Source organism: Paludisphaera mucosa, assembly GCF_029589435.1.
Taxonomy (GTDB): Bacteria; Planctomycetota; Planctomycetia; order Isosphaerales; family Isosphaeraceae; genus Paludisphaera; species Paludisphaera mucosa.
In genome coordinates this window covers 4556040-4581786 of sequence record NZ_JARRAG010000002.1, presented here as the reverse complement: position 1 = coordinate 4581786, position 25747 = coordinate 4556040, and the positions used below count along the sequence as shown (strand labels likewise).

Here is a 25747-nt window from a genome sequence, read left to right as displayed (position 1 = left end):
TTCCCGCCGCGGCGGCCGAGGCCGAACACGAGTTAGGCGGCGCCGCGCATGCACCACCTCAAATATCGCTGGGACGATGATCGAGGCGACGAATACGCCGGCTGGGGTGGCTCTTGGTGGTATTTCGAGATCGGCGACGACGGGTTTCCCTCCCGCCAAGTCGAGGAGTACGACGGCGGGGTACGCCTCCGCTATAGCTCCGAGCATCATGAGGACCGATTCGGCGGCCTCAGTTACGGGCACGAATCCGAGATGGACCACTCGGCCGATGCGGCGCTATCCGCCGAGGAATTTGACGCATTGTGGCGGCAAGGCCCTTGGTACAACGATCCCGCCTGAGATCGGATGACAGGAGGGCCGGTCGCCGTAGCGATCACCTGGTGCCCAGGTGGAAAGCCCGGAAGAACGGTTACAGTAGAAATACGTTCTACCTGCGGAAGATCGGCCTCCGTTTCGGCGGTTCACTGCACGATGCAGGCGTTGCGGCTGCTGGATCAGGATCGGTCCCGGGACGGTGGCTCGGTCCACGTCAAGCGGTTCTACCACAAGTTCGTGGAGGGCCTGGAGACTTACGCGAACTACAAGCTCAAGGACGTGGTCCCTCGGCTGACCGGGATAGTGTTAATCCATTTCGAAGGGCTGATCGACCAGGAGTCCTACGGCCGGCATCGGAGGTATCTCAAGTCGGACCTGGTCGGTGACGCGGAGCTTTACGACCATCTGATGGGCCGCCTGGCGGGTTGGCGGCGGGTCCGGCTCCGCGGATATCATCGGGCTGTCTGCGCCCCGATCACGCCCGTCCTGGTCGAGATGAGAATGACCGGAGTCGCCGTCGACGCCGGGGAGATCGATCGGCAGGTCGCGCGGCTGGAGGGCGTCCTCCAGCGGCTGGACGCCATGCACGAGAGCGACTTCGGCCGCCGGGTCCGGTCGAACATACAGGCCGCCGGTTGGCTCTGGGGCGAACTGAAGCTGGAAGCCAAGCGGCGTCGGAAGTCGGACGGCAAGCCGTCGCTGGACGTCGAGCACTTCAAGCTGCTCAAGACCGCCTACGAGGGCCGCCCCGACGTCCTCCGATCGTTGACGATCATCGGGGAGATGCGGCAGGCCGAGGCCCTCCTGACGCGGATCAGGCCGTTCGGGAAGCACATCGACCCCGACGGCCGGGTCCGATCGGACATGGTCGACCGGCTCGCGACCGGGAGGATCGTCGCGCAACGCCCGAACCTCCAGGCGATGGCGAAGCCGGTGACGATCGGTTGGGACGACGAGGCGAAGGCCCGGTTCCTGGAGGTCCCGAGGCTGTCGCACGAGGAGTTGACGTTCCGTTCTCGGGATGTGCTGGTCGCCTCGCCGGGGTTTAAGTTGGTGACGATGGACTTGGCGCAGGCCGACGTCCGCGTCCTCGCCCACGAGGTCGACACCTGCAAGCTGGACCGACTGCGGCACACCAGGGGCCTGCGGCGAGGCCGGGCCGTCAGGCTCGGCCATGGCGACCCGACCTTCGATCGCATCTACGAGGGCAGGCTCGACAAGCGCAACCCTTACTGGGAGCCGAAGCGGCCCCGAGGCCCGAAGCGGATGGATTTCGACCCAAGCCTCGGCTCGGATCTCGCCCGGGACTTCAAGACGACGACGAGCGATTTCTACTCGGTCGCCGCGACGAAGATGCTCGGCAAGCGGATCGACAAGCGGACCAATCCGACCGAGCGGAACCGCTGCAAGGAGGCCGTCCTGTCGGTCGTCAACCTCATGGGAGCGACCAGCCTCGGCAAGAAGCTCGGCGTGACCACGGACGTCGCCAAGACCTGCCCGGAGCGCTTCGAGTCGACCTACCCGAACGAGATCGCGTTCCGTCGGCTCATCGAGCACTCCATCGCGGTCACCGGCCGGACGTCGACGTTCATGGGTCGCGAGCGGACGGATTCGGCGCACCACTGGCTCGTGAACGAGAAGCTGGTCGAGGCCAAGGTCCAGACCGGCGGGGCGTGGTACTGGATCCTGGCCGCGCCGGTCGATCCGCGGCGCCACGTCTTGACCTTCCACCTCCACGAGGTCTGGGAGTGCCGTCGCGACGGCTCGAAGGGGGAGACCATCTACACGGCGAGGGAGAACCGTGTGCGGAGGTCGTGCGGGCTCCTCTGCAAGCCGAACCTCGAGTACTACCTGCCGTACCGGAACGTCTCGTGGCGGTCGATCCGGGCTGTGCGAACGGCGACGGAGCAGGTCGATTACATGGGCCTGGACAAGGTCTGCCGGGGCCTGTTCAACGCGATCTGCCAGGGCAGGACGGCCGACATCGTGAAGTGGCAGATGATCCGAGTTCAGCCGATCCTGGGTAAGTACGGGGCCCGGCTGCTGCTCCAGATTCACGACGAGCTGGTGTTCGAAGTCCCGGACGGGTCGGTCGCGGCGTTCAAGGACGAGGCGGTCGCGGACCTGTCGGTCGTCCCGGGGTTCTCGGTCCCGCTGGTCCTGGAGCCGAAGTGGGGCGAGCGGGTCGCTGTCGGATTTCTGAGAAATCGCCGCCTGGCGGCGGCTTGATGCGGTCCACGCGCGAACGCGCGTGGGCGCGCATTTTATACTACCCCATCCAACTAGAAAGCATCAAATGCACACGTTTGTCATCGACGAGTCCGACGCCTTGGATTTCATGAGCAAGCTCGCCACGGGGCGAGTGCGTTTCGACGCCATCCTCACCGATCCGCCGTTCCCGAACGCCAGGGCCAGCCGCGCCACGAAGGGGACCCGCAAGCACGAACTCAAGGTCGGCAACGCGGCCATGAGCGAACGCGGCCTGGACTACACGGCGAGGTGGTTTGGGCGATTGGCCGCGCGACTGCTCAGGCCGACCGGTTCGCTCCTGATGTTCGCCGACAAGGACCTGCTCGACGTCCTGCGCGGCCCCATCGAGTCCACGGGCTTCCGCAACCGGACCATTGCGGTGTGGGACAAGGGGTCGATGGGCACCGGAACAAGCTTTCGACTCCAGCACGAATTCATCGTCCACTTCGTTCTGTCGAGCCCCGAATTCCACAGCAACGACGTCCCCAGCGTGCTCAGGCATCCTCGCGTGGCGCCAAGTCGACGACATCACGAGAACGAGAAGCCGGTCGAACTACTCAAGCAGCTGATCGGGTTGACGAGCCCGCCCGACGGCTGGGTCCTCGATCCCTTCGCCGGCAGTTTCAACGTCGGCTTCGCGTGCCATGACCTCGGTCGCAACTTCGTCGGGTGCGATCTCAACCTCGCTCACGTGGAAGCCGCCAGGGCACGCCGAGACGGGCTCAAGGCCATTCCGATCGCCGCGACGGCCGCCACGGCCGTTTAAACGTCCTCAGCCCGCCCTACGCCTCGGCCTCGACTCCGGCTTTGACTTCGCCGCGGAGCGGTCGGGGCGTTCGCCTGGGCCTCGTCCTTACAGATCGCGGTGGACTTATGTGAGGCGACACAGGCGAGCGCCGGCCCCGAGTGGCAAGATTGAAGTACCACATGCACGCTTTGCCGACGTAGCCCCGCGATGCCCCCCACCCGCCCCCGAGGAGCTGACCCTCATCCGTGAATCCACGGAGGCGATGCGCGGGTAAGGACGGACCGCGAGGCCGGCATCCGATTCCGGGGAGAGATCATCGCGAAGATCGACGCCCTTGGCGCGAACCTCGCCAAGCAGGGCGCCGACCTTGCCAAGTAGGGTACCAAAATCACGCGCATGAAGGTGGTCATCGACAAGCTCAACGACCGCGTTTTCGAGGGTAATGACACCAATTCCGTCACCTCCCGCATGGATCACCGCGACAAGGTCGTCTGAATCGTGGGCGGCGTCCTCCTCGCCCTGATCGCCACCAGCCCCGGCGTCTACCTCGCCTGGTACCTGGGCCAGTGGGCGACCGATGGAACGAGGCCCACGCCCGCCAAAGGGAAGCGACCGGTGTCTTTGTGCATCGCCTCGTGGTCGGTTGGCTACGCATAAAAAAATGTACTTACAACGATAAATTCGTATGTGGGATAATGGATTCGATGGCGATGAATGGCCGCCGGCGAGAGTCCGGATCGAGGACGTCAAGACGCGGAGCCCACGACGATGGAAGACAGCCGCCTCAACAAGATCGCCCACGTGTCGCGCAACCACCTCGGCCACAGCCGGCTTCTCGTGACCTATCGAAAAATCGAGACCCGCCTGCTGATGCACGAGACCGCCGAGCGCAGCGGTGCCAGCCAGAACCAACTCCAGAACCAGGGCGTCGACTACTGGTGCGAGGTGGTGAACACGGCGATGGATCGCGAGCTGTCGACCGTCGTCCTCCACGAGACGGTCCTCTCCCTGATCGCCAAAGCCGCCGAGCAGTTGAAGCAGGAGGCCGCCAAGCAGGCCAAACCGAAGGCCGCCAAGGTCGTGCCCGACGAGAAGGTCCCGGCGCCGCAACCCGAGCACGCCAACCCCGCGCCCCGGCGTGCCAGGAAGACCAAGGCCAAATGATCCAGAGACGCCCAGGGTCTAAGGACAGGCCGCCATCAACCCGGGGGACCGATGTCGTGAAGAAGCACCACACTAACATTCGAGTCGATTCCGACATCCTGGAAAGGCTGGACAGCGATGCCGCCGCACTCGAACGCTCTCGCGCCTACCTCATCAACAAGATCATCCGCGAGCACTACGAGCGAATTGGGGGAGCCCCGCCCGCTCCCGGCAGCAAGCCTGCTCAAACTCCCGCGAAACGCCGCAAGTGATCGCGGCCTATCGTTTAATTTGGGCAGGATCATCTTGGGGGAGGACGAGTCGTGAAACAGAACTTGGGCTACTGCCGGGTGTCCAAGGACAACAAGAAGGACGGCACCCAGGACGGCAAGAGCGTCGAGCTCCAGCTCGAGGACATCGCCCAGTACGCCGCCAAGAACGGCATCCTCGTCGACGAATACCTCGTTGACATCGGCGGCGCCCGCCACCAAGCCCGCACCAAGAAGCGCGCCCGTTTCAAGGAACTCATGCGTCGCGTCGCCAAGGGCGAGGTCGGCCTCGTCCTCATCGACGACCAGGAACGCCTAGGCTTCCGCGATCCCTGGGAGTTCGGCTCCTACGTCCACACCATGAGGACCAACGGCTGCAAGCTCGTCCAGGTCAGCGACGGCGCCGTCCTCACCGACGTCGATCTGCCCACCCTGGTGACCAGCACCATCGGGGCCTACCACTCGATGGCCGAGCTGACCAAGAAGTCCTACCGCTCGCTCGAGGCGATGCGCGATTTCGCCAAAGAAAGCGTCTTGCTTGGGGGCCCGCCCCCCTTCGGCCTCGACTCGGTGCTCGTCGACGAGGACGGCGACGAGCGCTGGCGCGTCGTCTACGAGACGAAGTGCCGGCGCTACCGGGTCTGGCCCGGACGCCCCGACGACCGCGAGCGGTGGGACGGCCCCTGCAACTTCCCCCGCGACCGGCTCCAGGGCGACCGCCTCACCGTCAGGCCCACTCGCCTCGCCCGCCGCATCGAGGTCGTCAAGGAGATGTACCGGATGGCCCTGACGGGCCTCCCCACCTACATGATTGCGAGGCACTTTAACGATAAGAGGGATGCCGCCGTCCACCACAACGAGGGCATGTGGACCGGGGCCGGCGTCTACAAGCTGCTGACCAACCCGATCTATAGGGGCGTCCTCTCGTTCAACCGGACCAGCCGCGCCAGGTACGTGGAGCTTAAGGACGGCGAGATTAACATGAACATCCCGGACGAGTTCAAGATGGGGGCCGACGCCGCCCTCCACCGCGTCCGCAAGCCCGACGAGTGGATCAACTCGTCCATCCTTTTCGAGCCCATCGTCCCCGAGGAGACCTGGCGGCGGGTCTACGACATCCTCACCCTCAACAAGAAGTCCCGAGGGCCTCGCTCCGAGAAATACTGGCTCAGCGGCCTCGTTTATTGCGGGAAGTGCGGCAAGAAGCTTTTCGGCTGCCTCTCCTACCGCGGGGCCCACAAGTCCCTCCCCTGCTACTCCTGCCCGACTTACACGACTTATGGCGGCGGCGACACCGGCTGCACCCCGATGCGGTTCCCCCAGTCCCGCATCCTGGAGGCCGTGGACGAGTATCTCCGCATCACCAGCACCAACCTGAAGGCCGTGCTCGACGCCGGGGAGGCCGCGTTCATCGCCGAGATCTACCGGCAGGCCGCCCGGGACCGGTCCGGCCTGGAGGACGTCCGCGTCCGGATGGAGCAGTACCTGGTGAACGCCCTCCAGCAGGTCCACGTCCCCGAGCGCACCGCCGACGGCCGCTGGCGGTTCCACGTCCCGAACCAGGACGCCGGCATGGTAGACCTCGTCCTGCCCAGCAACGGCGCGAAGATCGACCGGGGGCTCATGGAGTGCGTCTACTCCTGGGCGTCGGCCAGCGAGCGGCACAAGAACCGCGAGGCGCTCGCGGCCCTGGAGGCTAAATACGACGCCCTCGCCGAGCAGTGGATCGGCTTCAAGGACCTTCCTACGGCCCGCGCCAAGGTCCACTCCAAGATGAAGGCGATGGAGGCCGAGATGGAGCGGCTGAAGGCCACGAGCGTCGACCTGGCTGCGGAGGTCAAGGGTGCGACCGCCTGGCTGTCCAAGCACCTGATCAGGCTCTACCGGGTCCGGAAGGAGATCGCGACCTCGGAGGAGTCCCGGCGGTCCCTGGCCCTTCGGGAGGTCTTCGATCGGATCGTCCTGCACACGAAGCCGTATCAGCACGGCCCGCAGGTCCAGCACCGGGTCCACGCCATCGAGTTCGTGCCGACCGGGGGCGTCAGCGCCACCGTCCTCGTCGACAAGACGGCAGGCCCTCAGCTTCCCGTGGCTGCCGACGGAGTGAACAGTCCTCTAATGGCGCGTCCGCCGCGACCATGATCGCACTGCCGACGAGGCAAAGGCTGATGCAGAGACAAAACCAGGCGTGGTCCGGCAACGGGTACGTCGGCCGCGAGGTGCCCGAGATCAGCAACCAGCCGAACGCCCAGTACCAGCCCAGTACGCCCAGGAAGGCGTTGACGCCGCCGCCGATGGTGATGCGCCGCTGCCACGCGGCGTCGGGGAACGCCAGGTCCTTGATGAGCCAGACCAGGCCGTAGCCGCCGTGCATGGCGAGGTAGATCCAGGCCGCTGCGCTCGTGTTGTGATGCCAGGCGATCAGGAGCCCGAGGAACGGGAAGGTCCCCGCCTTTTGGAAGTCGATCACCCAGGCGAATTTCCACGGCCGCGGCCCGCCGCCGAAGTCGCAGACCAGGTAATCGGTGGCGCGGCGCAGAACCGCGGCCCAGGCGGGCGCATCGGCGGGGATGGGGGCGGCGGTCGTGACTTCGGGCATGGTTTCCTCCCGAACGTTCATACCCGCCTCGCGTATGGGGGGGAAGGGCCTTTCGGGATCTCCCGTCCGCGACGCGGCGCTTCCCGGGGGGAGCCCGGGGGCGTCCTCGGCCGTCCTTCCGGGCGATCCGCCGGCGCGATCTCGGAGCGGCCGACGCCTGGACTTTTCGCGGCGTTCCGCCTGTAATTTACGGATCTGCCACGACAGCCGACGGAGGATGGCCGTGTCGACCGCTCTGAAGCGCCGCGAGCTGAAGTTCTCGACCCTGGAAGACGCCGTCCGCGAGGCCGAGGCGCTGCGGGCGGGCGGCTATCGGCGGGCGGGGAAGTGGGACCTGGCGCAGGCGTGCGGCCACCTGGCCGACTGGATCACGTTCCCCATGGACGGATTCCCGACGCCGCCGGCCGTCATGCGGCCACTCTGCTTCGTGGTGCGTAACACCATCGGCCCGATGGCGGCCCGTCGAGTGATCGCCCGGGGCGAGATGCCCGCTGGGGCCCCGACGATGAAGGAGACCGTCCCGCCCCCCAACGGCGACGAGTCCGCGGCCGTCGAACGCCTGCGAAGGGCCGTCGACCGGTTCGAATCGTACGCCGGCCCCCTGCAGCCGTCGCACCTGTTCGGCCCCCTGAACCGCGACGAATGGATGCGCGTCCAGCTCATCCATTGCGCCCACCACCTGGGCTACCTGATCCCCGAAGCCTCCGCCTGAGATCTCGTCGGTCGCCGTCGAGGCCCAGCCCCTTGACTTCGATTATCGATAATATACGATTCGCCCGGGGAGGAAGACGGCCATGGGCTTCGAGCGAAGCTGCCTGAGCGATCACATCCGACGCGAGCTGGCGCGGCGGATTTTGGACGGGACGCTGAAGCCGGGGGAGCGGCTGCTGGAGTTGAAGATCGCGGCCGAGTTCGAGTCGAGCCAGACGCCGGTCCGCGAGGCCTTGCGGGAGTTGGAGTCGCTGCGGCTGGTGGAGTCTTCGCCGTACAAGGGGACGCGGGTCCGGGAGGTCGGCGACCACGAGACGGCCGAGGCCTACGCCGTGAAGGGGTCGCTGGAGCGGCTGGCCGCGGAGACGGCCGCGGCGGGCTTCAAGGGCGACGCGAAGGCCCTGCGGGCGACCGTCGACGCCCTGATCGCCGAGGCCGCCCGGGGCGACCGCGAGGGCTACGCCCGCCACGACCTCGACTTCCACCGGGCGATCGTCCGGGCCGCGGGCAACGGCACCCTGCTGCAGATCTGGGAGTCGCTCGCGTTCGAGACCCGCACGAGGATCACCCTCGCCCGCCGCGACCTCGACTGGCCGTCGATCGCCCGGTGGCATTCGCTCGTCGTCGACGCGCTCGAGGCCGGCGACGGCGCGACCGCCGGCCGGCTGCTCGAAGCCCACGCCCGGTCGTTCATGAGTCCTCCGCCCGCACCGGCCCCGGCCAAGGTCGCGAGGAAGCCGAAGTCGCCGTCGCCGAACAAGTCTTGATCATCAAGAGGAGTGAAGGGATGTCCGAAGCGGAGCGGGTCGTCGTGGTGGCCGGGGCGCAGGGCGTCATCGGCCGCAACGCCGCGGTGCACTTCTCGAAGCAGGCCGGGACGACCGTCTACGGCCTCTCGCGTCGGCCGGTCGACCTGCCCGGCGTGCGGGGCGTCGCGGTCGACCTCCTCGACCCGGCCGACGCCCGCGCCAAGCTCGGAGGGCTCTCCGACGCGACCCATCTCGTCTTCGCCGCCTACGTCGAGAAGGCCACCGCGGCCGAGAAGAGCGCCGTCAATTCGGCCCTCCTGGAGAACACGCTCGACGGCCTGGAAGCGGCCGCGCCGGGGCTCCGGCACGTCACGCTCTACCAGGGGGGCAAGGCCTACGGAGCCGACCTGGGTCCGTTCAAGACTCCGGCGCGCGAGGACGACCCGCGACTCATGCCGCCCAATTTCTACTACGACCAGGAAGATATTTTGAAGCGTCGACGCGAGGCCTGGCATTACACGGTCCTCCGCCCCGAGGCCGTCTGCGGGTTCGCGCTGGGCAACCCGATGAACCTGGCCATGGTCATCGCCGTCTACGCCACGCTCTCGAAGGAGCTGGGCCTGCCCCTGCGCTTCCCGGGGCCCCTGGGCGCGTACCGTGCGCTCTACCAGGTGACCTCGGCCGACGTCCTGGCGAGGGCGACCGACTGGGCCGGGACGACCCCGGCCGCGCGAGAGGAGGTCTACAACATCACCAACGGCGACTCCTTCCGCTGGGAGCACCTCTGGCCGCGGATCGCCCGCATGTTCGACATGGAGACGGCCCCGCCCGTCCCCTTAAAGCTCGCCGAGTACATGGCCGACAAGGGCCCGCTCTGGGACGCGATCGGGGCCCGGTACGGCCTCGCTTCGATCCCTTACGAGCAGGCCGCGGCCTGGGGCTTCGGCGACTTCATCTTCCACAGCGAGTTCGACAACATCACCAGCACGATCAAGGCCCGCCGCCACGGGTTCCACGACTGCATCGACACGGAGGAGATGTTCCTGGAGTTCTTCGACCAGCTCCGCGAGGCCCGCGTGATACCGCCCCGGGCGGCGAGGGCCTGAGGAGCGGGTCGGTCGGATTGACGGACGTTCGATTCCACATTTGTTCCAACGGGGAGGATGATCTCATCATGGAGTATCGACGACTCGGCGCCTCGGGCTTCAAGGTCCCGGCGCTGACCTTCGGCACGGGCACCTTCGGCGGCAACACGGAGCTGTTCAAGGCCTGGGGCGAGACCGACGTCGCCGAGGCGACCCGCCTGGTCGACGTCTGCCTGGAAGCCGGCGTGACCATGTTCGACTCGGCCGACGTCTACTCGAAGGGCGCGGCCGAGGAGATCCTGGGCAAGGCGATCGAGGGCCGCCGCGACAAGGTGCTGATCTCGACCAAGGCCACGTTCCGCCGCGGCGACGGGCCCAACGACGTCGGCTCCTCGCGGTTCCACCTGATCGACGCGGTCCACGCCGCGCTCAAGCGGCTGAAGACCGACTACATCGACCTGTTCCAGCTCCACGCCTACGACGCCCAGACGCCGCACGAGGAGGTCCTGAGCACGCTCGACCAGCTCGTCCGCGAGGGCAAGATCCGCTACGTCGGCTGCTCGAACTTCTCGGGCTGGCACCTCATGAAAGCCCTAGCCACGGCCGACCGCCACGGCTGGCCGCGGTACGTGGCGCACCAGGCGTACTACTCGCTCGTCGGCCGCGACTACGAGTGGGAGCTGATGCCGCTGGGCCTCGACCAGGGGGTCGGCGCGGTGGTCTGGAGCCCGCTCGGCTGGGGCCGCCTGACGGGCAAGCTCCGCCGCGGCCAGCCCAAACCGCAGGTCAGCCGGCTCAACACCAAGCTCGCCGTCGACGCCGGCCCGCAGGTCGACGACGAGTATCTCTACCAGGTCGTCGACGCTCTCGACGCCGTCGCGGCCGAGGTCGACAAGAGCGTCCCGCAGGTCGCGCTCAACTGGCTCCTGCAGCGGCCGACGGTCGCCACCATCGTCATCGGCGCCCGCAACGAGGAGCAGCTCCGCCAGAACCTCGGCGCCGTGGGCTGGAACCTGACGCCCGAGCAGGTCGCCAGGCTCGACGCCGCCAGCGGCCGCCCGCTCGCCTACCCCTACTGGCACCAGAAGGCCGCCTTCACCGAGCGGAATCCGTTTCCCGTCTCAGTCTGACGACCCGGTCGGAATCCGACCGTCGCGCGGCCTCGACGCGAGGGGCCGCGCGACGGGCCCACCCCAGGAGGACGGCTCGATGAGCGAGCATTGCGGGGGATCCGACGCCGGCCGATTCGACCTCGCCGAGGTCGCCGCGGGGTTCCCCGATTCGGCCGACACGATGCTGCTGGACCAGTACATCCGCGATCGACCCGAGGCCAGCGTGCGGTTCTTCCGCCCGTGTATCGCCCGGTCCCGCCGCACCATCACACGCAATGCGATGAATGCCTCTACGTCTTCTCGGGCCGCGGCGCGTTCTGGATGGGCGATCCGGCGACGAAGGCCGAATTCCGCCCCGGCCAGCTCATCATCTTCCCGCGCGGGACCGTCCACGCCCTGCCCGATCTGATCGAGCAGCCGATCGTCTTCCTGGCGATCGACACCCCGCGCCGCGACCCCGCCGACGTCGTCTTCCAGGATCCTGAAGACGCCAAGTCCGCCGGCGTCATCAAGGTCGTGGGCTACTGAGCCGGCGGGACGGTCCCCGTCCCTCAGCGCGGCAGCAACTGGCCCGGGAGCAGCACGGGCTGGCCGGGGATCGGCTCGGGATTCTTCATCTGTCGGCGTACGTCGGCCAGGGCGGGCGAGACGTCGAAGTCGTCGAGGTTGAAGTTGTAGCGCTGCGTGAGGCCCGCGCCGCTGTAGCGCAGGAAGGTGACGTTCAGGATCACATCGCGCTGGTCGTGCTGCGGCAGGAGCCGAGTCTGGGTGAATTGCAGGGCGCTCAGCAATGCCAGCCCGCCCATCGCCAGGACCGCCCGCCGCTCGCCGGCGAGCGTCCGCAGGCCGATCACCGCGCCCAGATAGAGCAGCGGCAGGAACGGGAAGATGAGGCCCGCATTGCCGGCGAATATCAGGAACGAGAAGGCCCACGAGGGCGCGACCCAGAGGGTCGCCAGAACCAGCCCCCGCCAGTTCTCAAGCCGGAGCGATCTCGCCAGGCCGATCAGGAACGGCGGTACGACGAGCCACGACCCCCAGGCCAGGAACAGGCCGTACTTCACGACGTTCCGCACGAGGCCCTCGAACAGGCCCCGGCCCATGAGCGAGAAGCCGGCCTTGTCGCCCTCGTGCTTGGCCCGGACGCGACCCAGGTAGACGTCGACGCCCCCCAGCACCCAGGCCGTGCCGAAGAACCAGGCGAAGCAGGCCGCCGCCAGGATCGCCGCGCCGATCAGCCAGTGTTTCCACGAGGCCCGGCCGAGCAGCAGCGAGCCGGCCCACAGCGGCGTCCCGAAGAAGAGCAGGTCCGGGCGGAGGATCATCCCCAGCCCGAGCGCCGCGCTCGCGCCGATCAGGTCGCCGAACCGGCTCTCGCGCCGGTAGCGCATGCCGAAGAAGCCGATGGCCGGCAGGACGGCCAGCCAGACGGGGTAGCTGGCGATCGCGCCGCCGTGCCACCAGACCATCGGGTTGCTGGTCATCGCCAGGGCCGCCGCCGCCGCCATCGGCCGCGAGACCACCAGCGTGCCGAACAGGTAGGCGAACGCCGCGCCGACGATCGTCAGGCCGACGTTCACGGCCAGGAACGCCGTCACCGGCTCGGCCCAGAAGACGTTCGCAAGCTTGCCCAGCAGGACGTAGCCGAGGTTCCCCGGCATCGGCACGTCGTAGGTCGCGTCGAGCTTCAGGGCGTTGACGTAGAGCGGGCCGTCCTTGCCCATGAAGTCGAACGTGTCGAGGTACGGGGCCCGGCTGGCGACCACCCAGATCGCCAGGCAGAGGACGGCGATCACATCGAACCGCCGGTGGGATTCCGCCGGGGAATCGACCGCCGCGACCGCGTCCGGTCGACCGCCGGCCGCCATGCGGGAGGCATGTCCGTCCATGTCGGCCGAGGTCGTCGAACGCATGCCGTGGCTCCTTCCGGGTGTTCGCTCGTCGCGGTCCATGACGATTCGGTCGGCTCGACTCAGCGCCTGGCCGTCATCGGCGGCGGCGGGAGGGTGAAGACGCGCAGGTGCGTCCATCCCGGTTGTTCGACGTAGCCGGCGTCGCGGACGATCCCGGCGAGGCCGTCGCTCTCGGCCTCGACGACCATCATCCGGAAGTGGTGCGCCGCCATCTGGCCCTGGACTCCGGGGCCCTTCAACAGTCCCCGGAGCGCGGCCGGGCGGTGGAAGAACGGCTCGTCGTCGAAGGTGTAGACCGGGAACGGCAGGTCGAGGCTCAGGCCGGAGAGCGCCGGCTGGCAGTAGACCGGGCCGTCGGCCTCGCGCAGCATCGTTCGGACGCGGTCCAACTCGGCCTTGCGGTCGACGTCGAAGCGGGCCTGGACGAGGTCGAACCGCGCCGGCGCGGCCAGCCTGAGGACGTCCTGCGCCGATGCGCACGCGACCGCGACGGCCAGCGCCGCGAGGGCCGGCCGGGCCGACCGTTCGGACGTCGCGACGGCCTCGACGAGCCGCCTCGCCAGGATCACCGCGAGGAACCCGGCGACGGCGTTGAACTCGAAGAAGTAGTTCATCGCCGAGCCGTTGCGCAGGCAGGCGGCGAGCCCGCCGAAGAGCGTCGTCGCGGCGCAGGCGGCCAGGGCGATCCGCTCGTCGGGCCGCAGCCAGGCCGCGCCTCGCATCGTCGCCAGGGCCAGGATCGAGACGGCCAGCGGCAGGATCCCCTTGATCGCCAGGTGGGCCGAGAGGGTCGTCACGTTCTGGACGTCGAACCCGGCCAGCGAGGTCGCGAAGACCGTGTTGTAGCGGTACTCGGGCCCGAGCAGCAGGTGCAGGCCGGCGATCGTCGCGACCACGGGGGGGACGAGCCCGGCGAGGAACCGCCACCGCCGCTGGTACATCGCGGCCAGGAGCAGGCCGCCGAAGACGAGGACGCACGACTGTTTGAACGACCAGGCGACCGCCATCGCCGCACCCGCCGCCAGGCCGGCGGTCAGCTCGCGGCGGGGGCCGATGGTGAAGGCCAGGGCCAGCCCGACCGCGCCGAGGGCTGCGGCCCCGATGTCGGGGCGGATCGAGAGGACCCACCAGCCGGGCAGCCCGCCGAACGCGGTCGCCAGGGCCGCCAAGACCATCGCCGGCGCCAGCATCGGCGAGGCCTCCCCCGGCCCGCGGCGCCGCAGGTCGACCAGCCCGTAGGCGAGCGTCGCACCCAGGCCGAGGCACGCCAGCGCGAGCGAGAAGAGCCGGGCGCCGCGCGTCAGGTCGACGATCGCCGGCGCGAGCCAGGCCGTCGCCCAGGCGTACGCCGCGTAAAAGCCGGCGTTGTAGAGCGCCACCGGATAGAACGGCGGCTCGGTCGGCCGATCGTACAGCGGCAGCCCGCGCTGGACCTTCAGCATGTTGAGCAGCTGGACCGACTCGCCGCTCGTCGTCGTGCTCAGCGGGCCCGCGGGGCCGGCGACCGTCGCGATCCGGACGCCCAAAACGCAGAGTGAGGCCGCGGCCGGCAGGAGGAGGATCGCCGCGAGGGCCCATCGCGCAGGACGACGTCGACTCGCTTGCATGATCTGAGTCCCATCCATGAGGTCGAATCCATGAGTCCGTCGGCCGGCGATCCTAACGAATCGACGCCGATTCCGCAACCATCGTCCCGGGGGCCGTCGTTCCTCTCGGAGGTCCTAGCGGGCGCGCCGCCGCACGAGGTAGTATGACGCGGGCCGGCCGGCGTGGCGCGGGGGCCGGCGCGAGGGGGCTTCGATGCTGTCGCGGGACGGGGCCCGATTGCAGGTCTTCCTCGAACTCCGTCGCCGGCACGGGCTGCGGTCGGGGCCGTGGGAACTCGTCATCCTCGACGACCTCACCATCGAGCGGGAGTGGGGCTGGGTCTTTTTCTACACCACCCGCGGATGGCGCGACGGCGACCTGCGATACGCAGTCGGCGGTAACGGGCCCCTCCTCATCGATCGGCACGACGGCAGCATCCGCTCCACCGGGACCTCCGGCGCGACGGAAGACGCCGTCGCCGACTACGAGGCCGAGCTGGAGCGTCGACGAGAGGCCTGGGAGCTGGTCATCCGGGAGCCGGCGGACGCACCTCTGGAGATGGTCAGCCGGCTTCGCAGGGGCCTCGGCCTGACGCCGGCCGAGGCGATCGCTCTGCGGAAGCGGCTTCCCGGAGTCTGTCGGACCGGGGCCCGACGGGATCTCGAACCCGACCTGGCCCGGCTGCTCGCCGCCGGCGTCGCGGCGGAGATCCGACAGGCGGCCCGACCGCAGCATCCCTTCTCGACGGGGTGGGAACTGCTTTAGGATGGTCCCCTGGGCCGGTCATGGGATATTCGGGGACGTCTTCATGAGCGTGGTGGCCGAGTTGCTGGGAGCCCGGACGGGCAAGCCGTCGCGGATCGTGGTGGGGATGATCTCGGGCACGAGCGCCGACTCGATCGACGCGGCCGTCTGCCGGATCGGGGGGAGTGGCACGCCGGCGGCCGGCCGTGCCGGGGCGCGCGTCGAGCTGATCCACTACGCCGAGACCCCCTACCCCGCCGAGGTCAAGGCTCGCATCCTGGGCCTGGCGGGCTGGGGCGTCCGCGACGTCGCCGAGCTGAACGTGCTGGTGGCCGAGGCGTTCGCCGACGCCTGCCTGCAGACGCTCGCCGAGGCCGGCCTGGCGCCGGGGGACGTCGACCTGATCGGGTCGCACGGGCAGACGGTCTATCACCACAGCTCGGTCCCCGGGGCGATCGGCGCGACGCTCCAGGTCGGCGACGGCGACGTGATCGCCGAGCGCACCGGCGCGCTGGTGATCGCCGACTTCCGCGCCCGCGACGTCGCCGCGGGCGGCGAGGGGGCGCCGATATCGCCGTTCGCCGACGTCATCCTCTACGCCCCCCGCGACCCGGAGGCCGCCCTCCAGCGGCGGGCCGTCCTGAACCTGGGGGGCATCGCCAACGTAACGGTGCTCGACCCCGACCCGTCGCGAGTCTTCGGCTTCGACACCGGCCCGGCCAACACCCTGCTCGACCGCCTCGCCCGGCGGATCTCCGGGGGGACGCTCGCCTGCGACCGCGACGGCGCCCTGGCGCGCTCGGGCCGGGTCGATCCGGGTCTGGTCGAGCGCCTGCTCGCGGAGGACGCCTACCTCGCTCGCCGCCCGCCCAAATCGACCGGCTTCGAGATGTACGGCGACGCGTTCGTCGAACGGGCCGGGACGCTGCTGGGCCGGTTCGACGCCGACCTGATGGCGACCCTGACCGAGTACACCGCGCGGACCGTCGCCGACGCTTTCGCCCGCTTCGTCCCGCCCGTCGTCGAGGTGATCGGCGCGGGGGGCGGCGTGAAGAACCCGGCGCTGTTCGGCCGCCTCGCGGAGCTGCTCGCCCCCGCGCGGCTGCTCCTGGGCGACGCCCGCGGCGTCCCCGGCGACGCCCGCGAGGCCATGGCCTTCGCCGTCCTGGCCCACGAGGCCCTCTTCGGCTTTCCGACCTCCCTCCCCGCCGTCACCGGCGCCCGCCGCCCGGCCGTGCTGGGGAAGTTCTGCCTGCCGCGGGTCTGACCCACCGGCCGTCCCCAGCCCATGCCGACGCATCCTCTCAGCGGCGACGTCGACATTTCGCGACGTCCCGGCCGCGGCGCTTGCAGCGACGCAAGGGCGGAACCATCATGGTGGGGGCTGCAAGGTCGTTCGGCTCGACGGAGGCTCGACGAGGAGTCGATCATGAGCGACACCAATGCCGGTGGGGGCCGCCTGACGGACCGTCGTCGGGGGGCCCTGGTGGGGCTGGCGGTGGGCGACGCGCTGGGGGCGGCGGTGGAGTTCCGCCGGCCGGGCACGTTCCCGCCGGTCGTCGGCTATCGCGACGGCGGGCTACACGACCTGAACGCGGGCGAGTGGACCGACGACACGAGCATGGCCCTGGCCCTGGCCGACAGCCTCGCGAGGGCCGGCTGGAACCTGGACGACCAGGCCGACCGCTACCTGAAATGGCTGCGGACGGGCGCGTACTCGGTCAACGGCCGCTGCTTCGACGTCGGGGTCGCGACGAACGACGCGCTGGGGCGGTTCGAGGTGGGCCGCGACGCGCGGGCCTCGGGCGACCCGTCGGAGTCGGCCAGCGGCAACGGCTCGATCATGCGGCTCGCGCCGGTGGCGATCCGCCACGTCGGCCTGTTCCCGGACCGCGTCGAGGAGCTGGCGCGGCTGGGGGCCGAATCGAGCCTCGTGACCCACGCCAGCCCGCACTGCCTCTCGGCCTGCCGATACCTGACGATCGTGCTCGCGGCCCTGATGAGGGGCGGGGATCGGGCCGAGGTCCTCGCGCGCGACTGGGAGCCGCTCCGCCGGATCGACGAGGTCGAGCCGTTCCACCCGTTGATCTGGGACGTCGCCTCGGGGAGCTACCGACGCAAGGCCCCCCCGGCGATCCGGGGCTCGGGCTGGGTGGTCGAGAGCCTGGAAGCCGCCCTCTGGGCGTTCCACGACGCACCGACCTTCGAGGAGGCGGTCCTCCGCGCCGTGAATCTGGGCGAGGACGCCGACACCATCGGCGCCGTCTGCGGTCAGCTTGCCGGGGCCTACTGGGGAGAGTCTCAGATCCCCCCGCCCCTCCGCCAGGGCCTGGCCCGCCTCGACATGATCGAGGCGGCCCTCGACGGGCTGCTCGCGCCGCCCCACGCATCTTGAATGTTGCAGCCGGTTCGCCGACGCGGGAAGCGTGACGGAGGGCGAGAATGTTTCAAAAGTATCCGAGGATTCCGGGTGCGACTCATGGCGTCGCGTCGGCGACCGACCCATAATCGCTGTCCTCCGGGCCGGCGTCGTCCCTGAGCGACCCACCCACTCCTCACGCGAGCGACGACATGCTCACCCGGACCCCCGAGATCGACGCCGAGGTCAGGCGGAACCTACTCTTCGCAGGCTCGATGATCGCGGGCGGCGTCCTCCTCTTCGTCGCCCTGATGATCGTCGCGGTCGGCGCCCCGAGCCGGGAGCAGGCGTTGAGTGTCGGGATGCGCCTCCTGGGGGCCCTCAGCGTCCCCATGGCCCTCTTCGCCGGGCTCGCCTACACGCTGGCCCGACCCATGGAGTGTTGGCCCGCCTTCATCCGCGCCAGGCGGCTGCCGGACCTGCTCGGGGTCGACGCCGCCTCGGTCTCGAATCCCGCGATGCGGGGCCGGATGCGGAGCCCGGGCTACTGGGCGGCCTTCGCGCGGGGGCTCGCCGCGGGGCTGCTGTTCGTCCTCCCCTGGCTCGGCTTCATGTGGGCGATCCGGACCACCGGCTTCCCCACCGGTTTGGTCGGCCCGGCCGGGATGATCGTCCTCTTCGCGGCTGGCACCGCGGCCAGGGCCTGGGTGGTGCGGCGAGCGGCCGAGGAGGCCCCTCGGGTCGCGATCGAGGCGGGCTGATCGGCCCCGCGGAGCGACGCGGGTGCGAATCCGGTCGAGGCGCGTCCCTCGTCGCCCGTGATCCTGAACTCCGGGCCTCGTGGCCGGGGGGCTCACACTCCCCCGGAATGAGGACGATTTCCGGCCTGGCCCGTATTCGCGCCGCGATCCGGGAGATACGCTGGGGCCGCCCATCGCATCAACGCCGATCATTCGGTCGGCGAGGCTTCCGATGATGCGTACGTCCAAGAACTTCGAAGAGGTCGCATCGTGAGTCGAAGACGATTCTCGCCGACGCCGGCGTCGGCGACCTGCGGTCTCCTGCTCGGCTGGCTGACGGCCGGCGCCGACCTGGCCGGCGTAACCGCCCAGGAGACCAAACCCGCGCCGCCGGCGGCCGACCCGGCCCGCGACGTCCTGCCGATCCCGCCGCCGCCCTTCCGGGGCAAGGTCGGCCGGACCGCAGCGGACTCGACGCCGGACTTCCCCAGGGCCGTCGCCGCCCCCAAGGGGTCCCCGAACGTCCTGCTCATCATGACCGACGACGTGGGCTTCGGCGCGGCGTCCACGTTCGGCGGGCCGATCCCCACGCCGACGTTCGACAAGCTGGCGAAGGCCGGCCTGCGGTTCAACAACTTCCACACCACGGCCCTCTGCTCGCCGTCGCGGGCGGCGCTCATCACCGGCCGCAACCACCACACCTGCGCCTCGGGCGTCATCACCGAGATGGGCACGGGCTTCCCCGGCTACAACACGCTGATGCCCAAGTCGTGCGGCACGGTCGCGGAGACGCTCAAGCAGAACGGCTACAACACGTCCTGGTTCGGCAAGAACCACAACGTGCCCGACTGGCAGTCGAGCCAGGCGGGGCCGTTCGACCTCTGGCCCACCGGGCTGGGCTTCGAGTACTTCTACGGCTTCATCGGCGGCGACACCGACCAGTGGCATCCCGCGCTGTTCGACGGCACCAAGCCGATCGAGGCGCCCAACGACCCGAAGTACCACCTCGACGCCGACCTGGCCGACCACGCCGTCGCCTGGATCGGCCAGCAGAACTCGCTCGCGCCGGACAAGCCGTTCTTCGCCTACTACTCGCCGGGCCTCTGCCACGCCCCGCACCACGCGCCCGAGGAATGGATCGCGAAGTTCAAGGGCAAGTTCGATCAGGGTTGGGACAAGCTGCGCGAGGAGACCCTCGCCCGCCAGATCGCCCTGGGAGTCGTACCCGCCGGCACCAGGCTCACGCCCCGGCCCGCCGAGATCCCCTCGTGGGAATCGCGCAGCGGCGACGAGAAGAAGGTCTACGCGCGGATGATGGAAGTGTACGCCGCGTGCCTCGCCTACGCCGACCATAACATCGGCCGCGTGATCCAGGCGGTCGAGGACACGGGCGAGATGGACAACACGGTCATCATCTACCAGATGGGCGACAACGGCGCGAGCGGCGAGGGGACGTTGCAGGGCCTGTCGAACGAGATCGGCGTCGCCGCCAACGGCGTCCAGGAGACGGTCCCGTATCTCCTCTCGATCATGGACGACCTCGGCGGCCCGCTGGCTTACAACCACTACCCGGTGGGATGGGCGCACGCGATGTGCTCGCCCTTCCAGTGGACCAAGCAGGTCGCCTCGCACCTCGGCGGCACGGCCAACAACCTCGTGATCTCCTGGCCCAGGCGCATCAAGGACCAGGGCGGGCTCCGCCAGCAGTTCAGCCACATCATCGACGTCGCGCCGACGATCCTCGAAGCCGCCGGGGTCGCTCAGCCCACGATGCTCAACGGCGTGAAGCAGGTCCCCATCGAGGGCGTCAGCCTCGTGTACACCTTCGACGACGCCAAGGCGCCCACGAGGCGTCCGACGCAGTACTTCGAGATGATCGGCAACCGCGCCGTCTATCACGAAGGATGGATGGCCAACACCACGCCCCTTCGCGTCCCCTGGATCAACCTCGGCGGCGACTACAAACCGGACGACTTCCAGTGGGAGCTCTATCACGTCGCGGAGGATTTTTCGCAGGCGGACGACCTCGCGGCCAGGAACCCCGAGAAGCTCAAGGAGCTGCGGGCGGTCTTCGATCGCGAGGCGAAGAAATACAACGTCTACCCGCTGGACACCCGCGCGGCCGAACGCCTCGATCCTTCGATCCGTCCCAGCCTCACGCGGGGACGCGACACGTTCACGTACTATCCCGGGACGATCCGCGTGCCCGAAGGCGCCGCCCCGAACGTGAGGAACAAGGACTTCGCCGTCACCGCGGAAGTCCAGGTCCCGGACGGGGGCGCCGACGGCGTGCTCGCCACCCAGGGCGGCCGCTTCGGCGGCTGGGGGCTGCTCGTCAGGGACGGCAGGCCGGAGTTCGCCTACGCGTTCTCCAACCAGCCCCAGCACAAGTACCGCGTCGCCTCGACGGAGAAGCTCGCCCCCGGCGCCCACACCGTCAAGTTCGCCTTCCACTACGACGGACCCGGCTACGGCAAGAGCGGCTCCGGCACGCTCTCCGTGGACGGCAAGGAGGTCGCGCAGGGCAAGATCGAGCGCACCGTCCCCACCCGCTTCTCGCTCGACGAGACGTTCGACGTCGGCATGGACACGGGCACCCCCGTCGTCGAGGACTACGTCGACAGGATGCCGTTCAAGTTCACCGGCATTCTCAAGAAAGTCGTCGTCGGCCTCGGCAAGAGCAGCGTCGCGGCCCGCGACGAGAAGCCGCTCAAGGACCTGGCCGACAAGGCGTCGCGAACCGTCGAATGACGCTCGCGACGCCGATCGCCGCGCGACGACGGACCGTCGCTCGGCGGTTCCCGGCGTGGAAAGCCGCTCCCGTCGCGAGGGGGGCCGATCAGCCGACGACCCGGCCCAGCCCGCGTCGGGCTACGGCGAAGCCGAGCAGGCCGACGAACCCGACGCCGGCCAGGACGAGGCTGATGGGCTCGGGGACGTTCGCCCCGCGGCTGGAGAACGTGGCCGTGAAATTGATCATAGTCAAGGGGCTGACCTGGGTGAACCGGATCTCCAGGATCATCGGGTCCGCTGGAAGTCGCCCAGGTCGCCGGCGGGCTCCGGGGTGAAGAAGCCGTCGTAAATCAGCAACCGGCTGTCGGCGAGCCCCCCCGCGCCCTCATTCTGCTGGTCGACGGCGGGCTTCCCCGAGGTTCGGAAGGTGCCGATGGGCTCGATGCCGACGCCCAGGGCGAATTCGATCAGGAAGTTCGGGCCGCCGTCGCTGGGAAGCTGGTTCGTGTTCATGGGTTCGACGTGGCTGACGCGGTCGATCGTCCCCAGGAAGTCGCCGGTCCCCGCGCCCACGCTGAGGATCGGCCCGAGGCCGAACGGGTCGGCCGCGGGGACGGGACCGTTGATCGAGACGATGGGGCCGTTGGCCGAGGCCTCGCCCGAGAGGCTGATCACGCCGTTGAGGAAGGCGGCGTCGGCACGCCCGCCCCCCAGGGCGAGGCCGGAGACGGCGAGCGAGGCGAGGACGATGCGACGAAAGTTCACCATGGCCATGCCGGTCTTCTCCCGACTTGGTGGGCCCATTCCGTTGCGTATAAGCCAGATGTATTGTAATGGATATGGATCATGAATCAGGAGAAGATGAGGGTAGATGGGTTCGAAGTACAGGAACTGCACGAAAAGTCCTGCGAATGCGCCGGGATGAGAGCGGGTTCCACGGCGACTTTCCGAATGATGCGCATGGGTGGATCCGCGCCGACCCGTCCGGGTCAGGCGGAGATGCACTCCCGTGAGGTGGGCGTCGTCGGACGCGAGCGACCGGCCCCGTCCCACGCGCAGGGGGCCGCCGGCCGGAGCGACTCCCCAGCAAGAGAGTGCAGCCGGCCCACCCCCCGGTCGGCGCTTCCTCGAAACTTATCGATGCATTGATACGTCAGTCATGGCGATCATCGAAGGGGCGGCCGACGGGGCCGTGATCGATGAGGCTGCAACGCGCGCGGGGCTTGTGCTAAGATCTTCCTCTCTCTCCCGACCGCAAGGCGTCGCACAGACCTTGATAGGCATCCCGGATCGATTCAGCAACGGTGAGGCAGATGAGTCCGATCGACGTCGCGGTGATCGTGGTCTACATCCTGGGGTGTACGGCGCTCGGGGGGTGGATCGGGGGCCGGGGGGACCAGGGGCTCAAGGGGTACTTCCTGGGCGAGCGGAACATGCCGGCCTGGGCGGTGATGATCTCGATCGTGGCGACCGAGACCAGCACCGTGACCTTCCTGAGCGTCCCGGGCGAGGCGTACAAGGGGGACTTCGAGTTCCTCCAGCTGCCGATGGGCTACATCGCGGGCCGGATGATCATCGCGGCCTTCCTGCTGCCGTCGTACTTCCGGGGGCAGATCGAGACCGCGTACCAGGTGCTGGGCAACCGCTTCGGCCAGGCGACGCGGCGCACGGCGTCGATCCTCTTCCTGGTCACCCGCACGCTCGCCGACGGACTGCGACTGTTCCTGGCGGCGACGGTCCTCGCGTTCGTCACCGGCTGGCCGATCGTGTACGCCATCATCGCCGTCGAGACCGCCACGATCGTGTATACGTACCTCGGCGGCGTGAAGGCCGTCATCTGGGCCGACGTGCTCCAGTTCACCGTCTACATCGTGGGCGCGCTGATCGCCCTCTACGTCCTGGTCGGCAAGCTCCCCGGCGGCTGGAACCAGCTCGTCGACACCGCGTCGGCCGCCGGCAAGTTCCGGACGTTCGACTTCCGGTTCGACCTGACCAAGCCGTACACCTTCTGGGCCGGCCTGATCGGCGGCATGGTGCTGAACACGGCGACGCACGGGGCCGACCAGATGATGGTCCAGCGCTACCTGGCGGCGCGGTCGCAGAAGCAGGCGGCCGGGGCGCTGGTGGCCAGCGGGTTCGTGGTGCTGGCCCAGTTCGGCCTCTTCCTGTTCATCGGCGTGTCGCTCTACGTGTTCTTCGGCCAGTTCCCGCCGGCCTCGCCGCTGACGAAGTCGGACCAGGCGTTCTCGCTGTTCATCGTGGAATACCTGCCGACGGGCATCAAGGGGATGGTCGTGGCGGCCATCTTCGCGTCGGCGATGGGGGTGCTGTCGGGGTCGTTGAACGCCTCGGCGTCGACCCTGATCAACGACCTGTACCGGCCGATCTCGGGCGACGTCGACGAGCGCCGGCTGATGCGGCTGTCGCGGCTGGCGACGGTCGCCTTCGGCGCGGTGCAGGCCTCGGTCGCCTGGTGGGCGACGGGCCTGGAGTCGAGCGTCGTGACCAACGCGCTGACGATCGCCGGGTTCACGACGGGCATTTTGTTGGGCCTGTTCGTGCTCGGCAACCTGACCCGAACCGTGGGCCAGGGCGCGGCGCTGACGGGGATGGCGGCGGGGGTCGCGGCGGTCTCGTACGCCAAGTTCGGCACCACGCTGGCCTGGCCCTGGTTCGCGCTGGTGGGCTCGACGACGACGTTCCTGGTCGGCCTGGCCGCCGGCCGGATCTTCCCCGCCGCCCGGGCCGTCCCGGCCTCCGAATCCCTCCAACCGACGAGCTGACCCGAATCATGGCGCTGGAAGACCACCTGCTGACCGAGGCCCGCAACCCCCGCTCGACGGCCATCGACGCCGTCGGGGCGCTGGGGATCGTGGAGCTGATGAACGACGAGGACCTCAAGGTCGTCGCGGCCGTGCGGGCCGAGGCCGCGAACATCGCCCAGGCCGTCGAGTGGACGGCCGAGCGGTTCCGCCGCGGCGGCCGGCTGATCTACGTCGGCGCCGGGACGTCGGGCCGCCTGGGCGTGCTCGACGCCTCCGAATGCCCGCCGACGTTCAGCACGCCGCCCGAGATGGTCGTCGGCCTGATCGCCGGCGGCCCCCCCGCCCTGACCCGCTCGATCGAGGGGGCCGAGGACCGCGCCGACGTCGGCGCGGCCGAGATCGCGGCCATGAACGTGGACGACCGAGACGTCGTGGTCGGAATCGCCTCGTCGGGCCGGACCCCCTACGTCCTGGGGGCCGTGCGCGAGGCGAAGCGGCGCGGGGCGGCGACGGTCGGCATCGCCTGCAACCGACCCAGCCTGCTCGGCGCCGAGGTCGACCTGGACGTCGCCCTGCTCGTCGGCCCCGAGGTGATCGCGGGCTCGACGCGGCTGAAGTCGGGGACGGCCACGAAGATGGCCTTGAATATGATCACCACCGGGGCCATGATCCTGATCGGCAAGACGCTCGGCGACCGGATGATCGACTTCACGCCGGTCAACGAGAAGCTGCGGATCCGGGCCCGCCGGATGCTCCGCGAACTCGCCGAGGTCGACGACGCCCGAGCGGGCGAGCTGCTGGCCGCCAGCGGCGGCCGGCTCAAAGTGGCGCTGACGGCGCACCTCGCCGGCGTGGATCCCGAGGAGGCCGAGGCGTTGCTGGAGTCCCACGGCGGCCAGGTGCGGCGGGCCGTCGAGGCGAAGACGGGGGCGAGCCGATTATGAGCGAAGGCGCATCGGAGTCCGCCGAGGTGCTGTTCCTGGGCGTCGACGGCGGCGGCACCTCGACGGTCGCCCTGATCGGCCTGGACGACGGCCGGGTCGTGGGCCGGGGCGAGGCGGGGCCGTCGAACGCCAAGGCCGTCGGCACGGCCGCGGCCCGCACGGCCCTGGAGGAGGCGATCGCCGGGGCGTTCGCCGCGGCCGGCCTCTGGCCGCGCGCGGTGGCCGTCGCCTGCCTGGGCGTGGCCGGGTTCGACCGCCCCGAGGACAAGGCCCTGCTGGGCGAGTGGTCGGTGGCCGGCAACTGGGCCGACCGCCTGGTCCTGGTCAACGACGGCGACCTGGTGGTCGCGGCCGGCACGCCCGAGGCCTGGGGCGTGGGCGTGATCGCCGGCACCGGCTCGATCGCCGTCGCCCGCGCCGCCGACGGCCGCAAGGCCCGCGCCGGCGGCTGGGGCGCGACCTTCGGCGACGAGGGGAGCGCCTTCGCCGTGGCCGTCGCCGCGCTCCGCCTGGTCGCCCGCCGCCTCGACGGCCGCGACCCTCGCCCGCCCGAGTTGGACCCGCTCACCGAGGCGATCTGCAAGGCCCTCAGGATCGATGGCCCGGGCAAGATCGTCTCGGCCGTCTACGCGCCCGGGATGGACCGGACCCGGATCGCCGCCCTGACCCCGGCCGTGATCGCGGCCGCCGCGAAGGACCCGTCGCTCGTCGACCTGCTCATCCGCCCCGCCGCCCGCGACCTCGCCGAGACCGCCGCCGCCGCCGCACGATCTCTGGGCTGGATCTCCGGCCCCCTCCCCCTGGGCCTCTCGGGCGGCTTCCTCGTCTCCACCCCCCTGCTCGCCGAGGCCCTGCTCGAAGACCTCCGCGGCCGCGGCTACGAACCCATCCCCACCCTCGTCGCCGAACCCGCCCAGGGCGGCCTCAACCTCGCCCGCCGCGCCTTCCACGGCGAGGCGATCGCCTGAATCGAACCAGGCG

The 25747-nt window shown here is 69.5% G+C and carries 23 protein-coding genes and 1 pseudogene; 19 read left to right on the top strand and 5 right to left on the bottom strand.

Annotated features, from left to right (window positions below; genetic code table 11):
• Positions 1-48: 48 nt before the first annotated feature.
• The 6 genes from PZE19_RS27730 (at position 49) to PZE19_RS27705 (ending at position 6867) form a co-directional block, all read left to right on the top strand.
• Positions 49-339: a hypothetical protein gene (locus PZE19_RS27730; protein WP_277863849.1), complete on the top strand. Its 291-nt coding sequence runs from the start codon at positions 49-51 to the stop codon at positions 337-339.
• Between the two features lie 141 nt (positions 340-480).
• Entirely contained in the window at positions 481-2544 is a 2064-nt protein-coding gene (locus PZE19_RS33390) for a DNA polymerase (protein ID WP_277863848.1), read from the top strand.
• A gap of 22 nt (positions 2545-2566) precedes the next feature.
• Positions 2567-3331: a DNA-methyltransferase gene (locus PZE19_RS33230; RefSeq protein WP_277863847.1), complete on the top strand. Its 765-nt coding sequence runs from the start codon at positions 2567-2569 to the stop codon at positions 3329-3331.
• Between the two features lie 750 nt (positions 3332-4081).
• Positions 4082-4477: a hypothetical protein gene (locus PZE19_RS27715; RefSeq protein WP_277863846.1), complete on the top strand. Its 396-nt coding sequence runs from the start codon at positions 4082-4084 to the stop codon at positions 4475-4477.
• 56 nt (positions 4478-4533) lie between these two features.
• Positions 4534-4728: a CopG family ribbon-helix-helix protein gene (locus PZE19_RS27710; RefSeq protein WP_277863845.1), complete on the top strand. Its 195-nt coding sequence runs from the start codon at positions 4534-4536 to the stop codon at positions 4726-4728.
• A gap of 51 nt (positions 4729-4779) precedes the next feature.
• Entirely contained in the window at positions 4780-6867 is a 2088-nt protein-coding gene (locus PZE19_RS27705; RefSeq protein WP_277863844.1) for a recombinase family protein, read from the top strand.
• Here PZE19_RS27705 and PZE19_RS27700 read toward each other — a convergent pair.
• Entirely contained in the window at positions 6767-7324 is a 558-nt protein-coding gene (locus PZE19_RS27700) for a hypothetical protein (protein WP_277863843.1), read from the bottom strand. The genes PZE19_RS27705 and PZE19_RS27700 overlap by 101 nt on opposite strands.
• Before the next feature lie 223 nt (positions 7325-7547).
• Between PZE19_RS27700 and PZE19_RS27695 the strand changes: the two genes are divergently transcribed.
• The 5 genes and pseudogenes from PZE19_RS27695 (at position 7548) to PZE19_RS27675 (ending at position 11509) form a co-directional block, all read left to right on the top strand.
• Positions 7548-8036, top strand: coding sequence for a DUF1569 domain-containing protein (locus tag PZE19_RS27695; protein ID WP_277863842.1), 489 nt, complete (start codon positions 7548-7550; stop codon positions 8034-8036).
• Positions 8037-8118: 82 nt separating this feature from the next.
• Positions 8119-8802 (top strand): GntR family transcriptional regulator, encoded by a 684-nt coding sequence (locus PZE19_RS27690; RefSeq protein WP_277863841.1) that lies wholly within the window; start codon positions 8119-8121, stop codon positions 8800-8802.
• A 20-nt stretch (positions 8803-8822) separates the two neighbouring features.
• Positions 8823-9890, top strand: a complete 1068-nt coding sequence (locus PZE19_RS27685) for an SDR family oxidoreductase (RefSeq protein ID WP_277863840.1) — start codon at positions 8823-8825, stop codon at positions 9888-9890.
• A 68-nt stretch (positions 9891-9958) separates the two neighbouring features.
• Positions 9959-10999 carry an aldo/keto reductase gene (locus PZE19_RS27680; protein WP_277863839.1) on the top strand — a complete coding sequence of 347 codons (1041 nt, stop codon included), beginning with the start codon at positions 9959-9961 and terminating at the stop codon, positions 10997-10999.
• A gap of 79 nt (positions 11000-11078) precedes the next feature.
• Positions 11079-11509: pseudogene (locus PZE19_RS27675) on the top strand (cupin domain-containing protein).
• 23 nt (positions 11510-11532) lie between these two features.
• Here the strand turns inward: PZE19_RS27675 and PZE19_RS27670 are convergent.
• Both PZE19_RS27670 and PZE19_RS27665 read right to left on the bottom strand, forming a co-directional pair.
• A complete protein-coding gene (locus PZE19_RS27670; RefSeq protein ID WP_277863837.1) occupies positions 11533-12894 on the bottom strand; it encodes a hypothetical protein in 1362 nt (453 codons plus the stop codon).
• 59 nt (positions 12895-12953) lie between these two features.
• Positions 12954-14501 carry a hypothetical protein gene (locus tag PZE19_RS27665; protein WP_277863836.1) on the bottom strand — a complete coding sequence of 516 codons (1548 nt, stop codon included), beginning with the start codon at positions 14499-14501 and terminating at the stop codon, positions 12954-12956.
• 193 nt (positions 14502-14694) lie between these two features.
• Between PZE19_RS27665 and PZE19_RS27660 the strand changes: the two genes are divergently transcribed.
• The 5 genes from PZE19_RS27660 to PZE19_RS27640 all read left to right on the top strand — a co-directional run bounded on the left by PZE19_RS27660 (position 14695) and on the right by PZE19_RS27640 (position 21075).
• Positions 14695-15246 (top strand): YrhB domain-containing protein, encoded by a 552-nt coding sequence (locus tag PZE19_RS27660; protein ID WP_277863835.1) that lies wholly within the window; start codon positions 14695-14697, stop codon positions 15244-15246.
• Positions 15247-15289: 43 nt separating this feature from the next.
• A complete protein-coding gene (locus tag PZE19_RS27655; protein ID WP_277863834.1) occupies positions 15290-16492 on the top strand; it encodes an anhydro-N-acetylmuramic acid kinase in 1203 nt (400 codons plus the stop codon).
• Between the two features lie 162 nt (positions 16493-16654).
• Positions 16655-17620, top strand: a complete 966-nt coding sequence (locus tag PZE19_RS27650) for an ADP-ribosylglycohydrolase family protein (protein ID WP_277863833.1) — start codon at positions 16655-16657, stop codon at positions 17618-17620.
• A gap of 176 nt (positions 17621-17796) precedes the next feature.
• Positions 17797-18345 carry a hypothetical protein gene (locus tag PZE19_RS27645; protein ID WP_277863832.1) on the top strand — a complete coding sequence of 183 codons (549 nt, stop codon included), beginning with the start codon at positions 17797-17799 and terminating at the stop codon, positions 18343-18345.
• 249 nt (positions 18346-18594) lie between these two features.
• Positions 18595-21075: an arylsulfatase gene (locus tag PZE19_RS27640; RefSeq protein WP_277863831.1), complete on the top strand. Its 2481-nt coding sequence runs from the start codon at positions 18595-18597 to the stop codon at positions 21073-21075.
• A gap of 88 nt (positions 21076-21163) precedes the next feature.
• Here PZE19_RS27640 and PZE19_RS27635 read toward each other — a convergent pair whose 3' ends face one another.
• On the bottom strand, positions 21164-21346 hold the full coding sequence (locus tag PZE19_RS27635; protein ID WP_277863830.1) for a PEP-CTERM sorting domain-containing protein: 183 nt from the start codon (positions 21344-21346) through the stop codon (positions 21164-21166).
• Positions 21343-21831, bottom strand: coding sequence for a hypothetical protein (locus tag PZE19_RS27630; protein WP_277863829.1), 489 nt, complete (start codon positions 21829-21831; stop codon positions 21343-21345). The genes PZE19_RS27635 and PZE19_RS27630 overlap by 4 nt, the downstream gene beginning before the upstream one ends.
• 539 nt (positions 21832-22370) lie before the next feature.
• On the opposite strand from PZE19_RS27630, the gene PZE19_RS27625 reads away from it, so the two are divergent.
• The 3 genes from PZE19_RS27625 to PZE19_RS27615 are packed head-to-tail and all read left to right on the top strand — an operon-like array spanning position 22371 to position 25734.
• The gene (locus PZE19_RS27625) at positions 22371-23840 is read left to right on the top strand and encodes a sodium:solute symporter (RefSeq protein ID WP_277863828.1); all 1470 of its coding nucleotides are present in this window, start codon (positions 22371-22373) and stop codon (positions 23838-23840) included.
• Between the two features lie 8 nt (positions 23841-23848).
• Positions 23849-24766 (top strand): N-acetylmuramic acid 6-phosphate etherase, encoded by a 918-nt coding sequence (gene murQ, locus PZE19_RS27620; protein ID WP_277863827.1) that lies wholly within the window; start codon positions 23849-23851, stop codon positions 24764-24766.
• The gene (locus tag PZE19_RS27615) at positions 24763-25734 is read left to right on the top strand and encodes an N-acetylglucosamine kinase (RefSeq protein WP_277863826.1); all 972 of its coding nucleotides are present in this window, start codon (positions 24763-24765) and stop codon (positions 25732-25734) included. The genes murQ and PZE19_RS27615 overlap by 4 nt, the downstream gene beginning before the upstream one ends.
• Positions 25735-25747: the final 13 nt, after the last annotated feature.

Coding starts and splice junctions, on each gene's coding strand:
- PZE19_RS27645 (WP_277863832.1), top strand. CDS start 17,797: ATGCTCACCCGGACCCCCGAGATCGACGCCGAGGTCAGGCGGAACCTA.
- PZE19_RS27650 (WP_277863833.1), top strand. CDS start 16,655: ATGAGCGACACCAATGCCGGTGGGGGCCGCCTGACGGACCGTCGTCGG.
- PZE19_RS27625 (WP_277863828.1), top strand. CDS start 22,371: ATGAGTCCGATCGACGTCGCGGTGATCGTGGTCTACATCCTGGGGTGT.
- PZE19_RS27670 (WP_277863837.1), bottom strand. CDS start 12,894: ATGCGTTCGACGACCTCGGCCGACATGGACGGACATGCCTCCCGCATG.
- PZE19_RS27635 (WP_277863830.1), bottom strand. CDS start 21,346: ATGATCCTGGAGATCCGGTTCACCCAGGTCAGCCCCTTGACTATGATC.
- PZE19_RS27655 (WP_277863834.1), top strand. CDS start 15,290: ATGAGCGTGGTGGCCGAGTTGCTGGGAGCCCGGACGGGCAAGCCGTCG.
- PZE19_RS27690 (WP_277863841.1), top strand. CDS start 8,119: ATGGGCTTCGAGCGAAGCTGCCTGAGCGATCACATCCGACGCGAGCTG.
- PZE19_RS27680 (WP_277863839.1), top strand. CDS start 9,959: ATGGAGTATCGACGACTCGGCGCCTCGGGCTTCAAGGTCCCGGCGCTG.
- PZE19_RS27730 (WP_277863849.1), top strand. CDS start 49: ATGCACCACCTCAAATATCGCTGGGACGATGATCGAGGCGACGAATAC.
- PZE19_RS27615 (WP_277863826.1), top strand. CDS start 24,763: ATGAGCGAAGGCGCATCGGAGTCCGCCGAGGTGCTGTTCCTGGGCGTC.
- PZE19_RS27665 (WP_277863836.1), bottom strand. CDS start 14,501: ATGCAAGCGAGTCGACGTCGTCCTGCGCGATGGGCCCTCGCGGCGATC.
- murQ (WP_277863827.1), top strand. CDS start 23,849: ATGGCGCTGGAAGACCACCTGCTGACCGAGGCCCGCAACCCCCGCTCG.
- PZE19_RS27700 (WP_277863843.1), bottom strand. CDS start 7,324: ATGCCCGAAGTCACGACCGCCGCCCCCATCCCCGCCGATGCGCCCGCC.
- PZE19_RS27660 (WP_277863835.1), top strand. CDS start 14,695: ATGCTGTCGCGGGACGGGGCCCGATTGCAGGTCTTCCTCGAACTCCGT.
- PZE19_RS27685 (WP_277863840.1), top strand. CDS start 8,823: ATGTCCGAAGCGGAGCGGGTCGTCGTGGTGGCCGGGGCGCAGGGCGTC.
- PZE19_RS27715 (WP_277863846.1), top strand. CDS start 4,082: ATGGAAGACAGCCGCCTCAACAAGATCGCCCACGTGTCGCGCAACCAC.
- PZE19_RS27630 (WP_277863829.1), bottom strand. CDS start 21,831: ATGGCCATGGTGAACTTTCGTCGCATCGTCCTCGCCTCGCTCGCCGTC.